Origin of the sequence: Streptomyces sp. NPDC056161, assembly GCF_042268025.1 — a bacterium.
Lineage (GTDB): Bacteria > Actinomycetota > Actinomycetes > Streptomycetales > Streptomycetaceae > Streptomyces.
In genome coordinates this window covers 1-6,090 of the sequence record NZ_JBHJUV010000041.1, presented here as the reverse complement: position 1 = coordinate 6,090, position 6,090 = coordinate 1, and the positions used below count along the sequence as shown (strand labels likewise).

Annotated in this window: 9 protein-coding genes; 5 read left to right on the top strand and 4 right to left on the bottom strand. The window is 65.7% G+C overall.

The annotated features are described in order from the left end of the window. Positions 1-1,270, top strand: a 1,270-nt coding sequence (locus tag ACFC09_RS31430; RefSeq protein ID WP_376533747.1) for a hypothetical protein, incomplete at its 5' end; no start/stop codon positions are given. 213 nt (positions 1,271-1,483) lie between these two features. Here the strand turns inward: ACFC09_RS31430 and ACFC09_RS31425 are convergent. Genes ACFC09_RS31425 through ACFC09_RS31410 form a run of 4 tightly spaced genes read right to left on the bottom strand, consistent with a single transcriptional unit; the run spans position 1,484 to position 3,313 of the window. Beyond that, positions 1,484-1,702 carry a hypothetical protein gene (locus tag ACFC09_RS31425; RefSeq protein ID WP_376533746.1) on the bottom strand — a complete coding sequence of 73 codons (219 nt, stop codon included), beginning with the start codon at positions 1,700-1,702 and terminating at the stop codon, positions 1,484-1,486. Next, the gene (locus ACFC09_RS31420; protein WP_376533745.1) at positions 1,699-2,199 is read right to left on the bottom strand and encodes a hypothetical protein; all 501 of its coding nucleotides are present in this window, start codon (positions 2,197-2,199) and stop codon (positions 1,699-1,701) included. The genes ACFC09_RS31425 and ACFC09_RS31420 overlap by 4 nt, the downstream gene beginning before the upstream one ends. Next, the gene (locus tag ACFC09_RS31415) at positions 2,196-3,062 is read right to left on the bottom strand and encodes a hypothetical protein (RefSeq protein ID WP_376533744.1); all 867 of its coding nucleotides are present in this window, start codon (positions 3,060-3,062) and stop codon (positions 2,196-2,198) included. The genes ACFC09_RS31420 and ACFC09_RS31415 overlap by 4 nt, the downstream gene beginning before the upstream one ends. Then, complete coding sequence (locus ACFC09_RS31410) at positions 3,059-3,313, bottom strand: hypothetical protein (protein ID WP_376533743.1); 255 nt, start codon at positions 3,311-3,313, stop codon at positions 3,059-3,061. Before ACFC09_RS31410 ends, ACFC09_RS31415 begins: the two co-directional genes overlap by 4 nt. A gap of 104 nt (positions 3,314-3,417) precedes the next feature. On the opposite strand from ACFC09_RS31410, the gene ACFC09_RS31405 reads away from it, so the two are divergent. From ACFC09_RS31405 to ACFC09_RS31390, 4 genes are all read left to right on the top strand, one after another. Next, complete coding sequence (locus tag ACFC09_RS31405; RefSeq protein WP_376533742.1) at positions 3,418-4,257, top strand: Scr1 family TA system antitoxin-like transcriptional regulator; 840 nt, start codon at positions 3,418-3,420, stop codon at positions 4,255-4,257. Continuing rightward, positions 4,254-4,472 carry a DUF397 domain-containing protein gene (locus ACFC09_RS31400; RefSeq protein WP_376533741.1) on the top strand — a complete coding sequence of 73 codons (219 nt, stop codon included), beginning with the start codon at positions 4,254-4,256 and terminating at the stop codon, positions 4,470-4,472. The genes ACFC09_RS31405 and ACFC09_RS31400 overlap by 4 nt, the downstream gene beginning before the upstream one ends. A 53-nt stretch (positions 4,473-4,525) precedes the next feature. After that, positions 4,526-4,741: a DUF397 domain-containing protein gene (locus ACFC09_RS31395; RefSeq protein WP_376533740.1), complete on the top strand. Its 216-nt coding sequence runs from the start codon at positions 4,526-4,528 to the stop codon at positions 4,739-4,741. 442 nt (positions 4,742-5,183) lie between these two features. Beyond that, positions 5,184-6,090: hypothetical protein (locus tag ACFC09_RS31390; RefSeq protein WP_376533739.1), on the top strand; the 907-nt coding region annotated here is incomplete at its 3' end.

The window sequence follows — 6,090 nt, the reverse complement described above, 5'->3', positions numbered from 1 at the left end:
GGACGCAGCAGCCCCGACTGACGCGGATACCACACTGCTCGAACACAGCAACAGCACCCAGTCCATCCACCCCGACACACCAAAAACATCACAACTGGACCAACAGAGTGCGGACGACTTCAACGCCAGGGCCGTCACAGAGGTTGACGCGGGCATTCCACCGCGCCAACGCAGACGCCTGAAAACTAAAACTGAATACGCCCGAGCCATCACAGAGGCATACCGACTTCCCGGACACACCGGAAAGGCACAACCACCCATCCCCCACGGCCAGATCCCCAACCAGACGTACCAGGTGCTGGGAATGAAACTCGGCAAACGGATGCAGAATCTCGCGGAAATGGAGACGAAATGCCGTGCAGGGGGGCAAGAGGCGGCAGCGCTGGCTGCCGCGGGTATCCCACTGCGCGACCACGGCGACGGCACCCTGTCCATCCACCCCGACACGCCAAAAGCATCACAACTGGACAAACAAATGGTGGACTACTTCAACGCCAGGGCCGTCATAGAGGCATACCAACTTCTCGGACACACCGGAAAGGCACAACCACCCATCCCCCACGGCCAGCTCCCAAACGACGCCTACGAGGTACTAGGAAAGAAACTCGGCAAACGGATGGGCGCCCTTGCGGAAAAAAACACGAGAAACCGTGTGGGGCCGCAAGAGGCGGCAGCGCTGGCTGCCGCGGGTATCCCACTGCGCGACCACGGCAACGGCACCCTGTCCATCCACCCCGACACACCAAAAACATCACAACTGAACAAACAGAGTGCAGACGACTTCAACGCCAGGGCCGTCACGGAGGCATACCAACTTCTCGGACACACCGGAAAGGCACAACCACCCATCCCCCACGGCCAGCTCCCAAAAAGCACCTACCAGGTGCTGGGAACGAACTTCGGCAAACGGATGCACAACCTTGCGAAAAAGGACACGGACTCCCATGTGGGGCCGAAGGAGGCGGTAGCCCTGGTCAACGCGGGTATCACACTGCGCGACCACGGCAACGGCACCTGGTCCATCCACCCCGACGTAGCCCGGTTGAACCCTCGGCGGGGACCGCGTGCAGCGCAGAGTGGGACCGCCGGGCCAGCAGTGACCGAGACCGCAACAACCGACCCCAGCACTCAGCCCACCCTCGACAACCCCTACGCCGACGCCGCCTGGGCTCTCCAGCCCGAACTGCAGCAGAATCGTTTCCCCTCACCCCAGCGAGCAATACCCACATATACCACCGCCAACTCCACGGGCAGACTCAGCAGGCGCTGATAGATCTCACTGCAACTACCGTCCCCACCCTGCACATGCGGCGATCTCCACAGACGCCGCCACCACCGGGGCGCATCCGGAACGCTGGTTCCGGTGCGTCCAGAGACGGGCGGGGCCGGCCACCCTTTCTGCCTGTGTGCCGACCGACCGTCGTACATCCCGTCGTCCGTCCGGTCGCCCGTCCCGCCATACGTCCGTCCGTCCGTCATCAGGTCAGCCCTCCCGCCGGGGAAGTCCCGGGGTGTAGCCCCGCACGTGTTCCGGGCAGGTCCACACTTCGAGTCCGGGTCCGCTTCCGGTGTCGATCCACTCGACGAGTACGGCTTCGGTGGTCTCGCGCAGGCAGCGTGCGCAGACCCGGATCCGGGCCGGGGGTTGGGCCGGAGTCCCGGCCGGGGTACGGGCTTTGTCCTCGGGTGCCCGGCGGGTCATGCGGTCGCCTCCGTGGCGGTGGATGTGGTGGTGAATGTGGTGGTGAAGGCGGAGAGGGGGAACGGGGCGCCGTCGTAGGTGTACGGGTAGTCCACGCCCAGCGCGGCGAGGGCTGCCGCGCGCCGCCGTTCCCAGGTGACGGCCGGGGGCGGGGCCGTCGGCGCGGCGAGGACGTAGGGCCGGACGAGGCGTACCTCCTCACCCCTCAGCGGGGCGTGGCGGGCGCGGACGTGGTCGGGGATCGGGGTGGACCAGGCGTAGACCCTCGGACTCCGGCCGGCGGGTCGCGGGGTGGCCTCGGGTACGGGCGGAGGGGCCTCAGGCACGGGCGGAGGGGTGGGGGGCGGTACGGCGGACAGGTAGCGGGCGCTGTGGCGGCCCGGCCGACGCGGGCGGCGGGGACGGCGGCGGGAGCGGCGAGGGACGAGGATGGAGACCGCCCATGAGAAGGCGCGGGTGATGGCCTCGCGGATGGTCGTGTCGGTGCTGTGGGTCATCGGCGGGGTACGCCCCAGTCGGTCAGGCGTTCCGCGACCCAGGTGTGGCTGACCTGGAAGGAGCGGGCGAGGGAGGTGATGGACTCGCCGTCCTGGTAGCGGGTGGTCACGTCGGTGCGGTGGTCGGTGAAGTCCGCTTGGGCGGCCTGTACTTCGGTTGTCGTGCGGCGGGGCGTGCGTCCGCGGAAGAGGCGCCTGGCGGGGCGGCGGTGCAGGTGCGCCTCGTAGCGCTGGCGGCGCGGGACGCCCCATTCGTCGAGGCGGAGGGCGAGCCAGTGGGGGGTGACGCCGTACGCTTCGGCGATCCGGGCCAGCGGTTCCCGGGAAAGGTACCGCTCGATGATCGTCTCCTTGTCCGCCCGAGCGAACTGGCGGGCGGCGGCCTTCTCGGCGGGGGTCGTGCGGCCCATGGGCCTGCCTCCAGGGGGTCTCGGCGGGTCGGCGGGCCGTACGGAGAGGATGAACGTGCCGCCCGCGTCGGGGACCCGGACCACCAGCGGGCGCCCGCCCCTGATCCGCTCGCGGGCGGCGCGTTGCTCGTCGGGGTCGGTGACCCACGCGCGCAGCTCGGTGGGGCAGTCGGGCACGGGTACGGGCACCGTGCGCATCGCCGGCCGCACCCAAGCCGACCGGGCCGGGTCCGGGTCCAGCCGGTCCGCGATCCGCAGCGCCTCGCCGCACAGCCAGCGCAGCGCCAGTCCCGGGGAGGCGGTCCGGTAGGCGCCCAGGACGTACTGCACGGTCCCGGCGGTGCCGAACACCGGCCCCACGGCCCGCACCTCCGCCCGGTAGCCCGCGGGCGCGGACCGTGACCTGCCGCTCGCGCCGGGCCCGCCCGTCACCTCGCCCGCGGGTGCGGTCACAGCACCTCACCCCGGCTGCGGGCGTTCGCGCGGGCGGTCTCGGCGCGCAGTCGCTGCGCGGGGCTGGCCGGGTGCGCGTCGGCCGGGGCAACGGTCCACTCCCGCCCGCCTGTTACAGCGCGCAGATACCAGAGTCCACCCAACTCCCCTCTAAATTCGCCGACTTGTTCGTCAGGGTCCACCAATAGCGTGCCGGTGGGCGGTACCTGCGGAGGCTGCTGCCACTTGGTGGGATCGTTCTTGACGGGCACGACGACTCCTCTCCGTAGCGACTCCGCTACCGGATGGATTCAGCGTGACCCACAGTCGGAAACCCTTCAAGTAATCGAGATTGAAGGAAGGTCTTGGTGGTGACATGGTCAACCGCAAGGAGTTGAACCCCGAGAGGAGCCCGCAAGCGGCCTACGGGGCACGTCTGCGCAGCTTGCGAGAGAAGCGCGGGTGGAATCAGGAGGAGCTGGCCGAGCGTCTGGAATATTCCAGCCAGCATATTTCGGCCGTGGAAACTGCTCGCAAACCGCCGACCCTTCCCTTTTCGCGCAAAGCCGACGTCGTCTTCGGGACGGCCGGAAGCTCCGACTCACTCGAACGCGAGTGGCGTGACTTGCGGCACGGCAACCTGCTGGAGGGCTTCACGGAGTACGTCGGGTACGAGGGCCGGGCGGTGGAGATCCGGTTGTACGAGATCGGGATCATCCCTGGTCTGTTGCAGACACCGCAGTACGCACGGGCGCTGGCCGACGCAGCCCTGCAACGCGGGGCGATCACTCCCGAACAGGCCGCCGAGCGCGTTTCGTTCCTGGCGGAACGGCAGGCGCTCCTGGAGCGGGAGCGTCCGCCCATGCTGTTCCTGGTGATGGACGAAAGCTGCATCCGCCGCCCCATCGGCAGCCAGGGAATCATGAACGCCCAGCTTGAGCGACTGGTCGAGTTCGCCGCCAAGCCCAACACCGTGCTCCAGGTCGCGCCGTTCGACATAGGAGAGCGTCGCCATCTCGACCTGCCGGTCAACCTGCTGACGCTGTCGGACCGATCCGTGATGTGCTACGCGGAGTCCCAGACCCAAGGTCATCTTGATCGCGAAATCGCCTCTGTAGTGCCCATCTTGACGGCCTACCATCAACTACAGGCCGAAGCGCTGTCGCAAACGGCATCCGTGTCCATGATCAATCAGTTACGAAAGGGCATCCTGTGACGACCGAATCCCCCCGGTGGTTCACCTCCTCCTACAGCAACAACGGCGGCAACTGCATCGAGGTCGCCACCAACCTCGCCGCGCCCCACGGCCTCGTCCCCGTCCGCGACTCCAAGAACCCGGACGGCCCGGCCCTCACCCTCCCCACCCACGCCTTCACCTCCTTCGTGGCAGGCGTCAAGGCCGGAGACCTCGGCACCGTCGGCACCGTCTGACCACCGAGTCCTCCCCTCCCTCCCGTGATCGACCAGCAACGAAAGGGCACCCCGTGACAACGGAACTTCCCCGCTGGTTCACGTCCTCCTACAGCGACAACGGCGGCAACTGCATAGAGGTCGCGACCAACCTCGCCATCGCCACATCGCACGGCCACGTCCCCGTCCGCGACTCCAAGAACCCGGACGGCCCGGCCCTCCACCTCCCCACCCACGCCTTCACCTCCTTCGTGGCAGGCGTCAAGGAGGGGGAGTTCGGCACCGTATGACCGCCCGGCCGCCCGGCCGGAGGGCCCCGCCACGCCTGAACTCACCACGTTCGTGTCCACGGCGCGGCGGGGCCTCCCACACCGACCCGGGGCGGACAGGCTCATCGACTTCCTTGGCCAGGCCCATCGCTGCCGTCACGGTGCCCTCAGGCCAGGTGCGCCTACACCTCAGTACGTCCTCCGGGCGGTGCCGGCCGGCACCCGGCGGACACGTGCCAACGGCCGGACCCGCCCGCCCCCTTGCAGTCCACGAGCCGCTTGACAGCGTTGGTCATCGAGTGCAGCCTTCGTCCCTGGCTGTACGGACAAACCGTGAAAGGAGCGAAGGCGAGTTGCCGTTTTCACGACAAGATCTCGGACATCCTCGACGAGCCGGGGCGCGCCAGAACCAGCCACTCCCCGCTCCGTTCATGCAATGCATCTCCCTGAGCACCGTCCCCAATTGATCACGGTCGTACCTCCGGTGGAACAACCGGCACGAGAGCACCGGCAACGGCCTCATCGAAGCGGACTGAAATCAGACCGAACGAAAAACGGAGAAAAAATGCAGACAAAACTAGAGCGTTGGGAAGGGTTCGGTAAGGCACTGGACCTTTACTACACCAACCCCGAAAAACACGGGACAGTTCCGACACAATCCTACCACCTGGAAGCGAATGGAATCACCTACCACAATTTTGGACGAAATATCCAACGCTACATACTGGAAGGACTACCCAAAAATTGCCCGAATGACATCCGAGAAAAGATGGAAAAATACAAACTACTGACCAAGGACACCAAGGACACCAAAGCCATAATCACCGTAAATACTGGGACAACGCCCGGACGCGTTCAACGCTGGAAAGAGTTCGGTGAGGCACTGGACCTTTACTACACCAACCCCGAAAACCACGGGACAGTTCCGACACGACAATACCACCTGAAAGCGAATGGAACCACCTACCGCAATTTTGGACGAAATATCCAACGCTACATACTGGAAGGACCGACCAAAGATTGCCCGAATTACATCCGAGAAAAGATGGAAAAATATAAACTACCGACCAAAGAGACCAAAGCCATACTCGCCGCAAGGACTCCGGCACATCCCAAGCGCCGCCCGCAAGCATCCAGGACCGAGCACTGGAAAGAGTTCGGTAAGGCACTGGACCTCGCCGCAAGGCATTCGAAGAAAAATCCCAGGACGCACTCACATGAGGGAACTCTCATACAGTTCTCCCACAGCGGCGACGTGCAGACAGACACATTCGAGGTCTCGCTGAGCGCCGCTGACATGCAGATGTTGCAGGATCTGGGCAAGACGGTGAACGCCGGCCTGTCACAGTCCGAAGTCACAGCTTCGCATC

Excerpts from the sequence above, each read along its gene's own strand:
- ACFC09_RS31425 (WP_376533746.1), bottom strand. The coding sequence starts at position 1,702 with ATGACCCGCCGGGCACCCGAGGACAAAGCCCGTACCCCGGCCGGGACT.
- ACFC09_RS31420 (WP_376533745.1), bottom strand. The coding sequence starts at position 2,199 with ATGACCCACAGCACCGACACGACCATCCGCGAGGCCATCACCCGCGCC.
- ACFC09_RS31405 (WP_376533742.1), top strand. The coding sequence starts at position 3,418 with ATGGTCAACCGCAAGGAGTTGAACCCCGAGAGGAGCCCGCAAGCGGCC.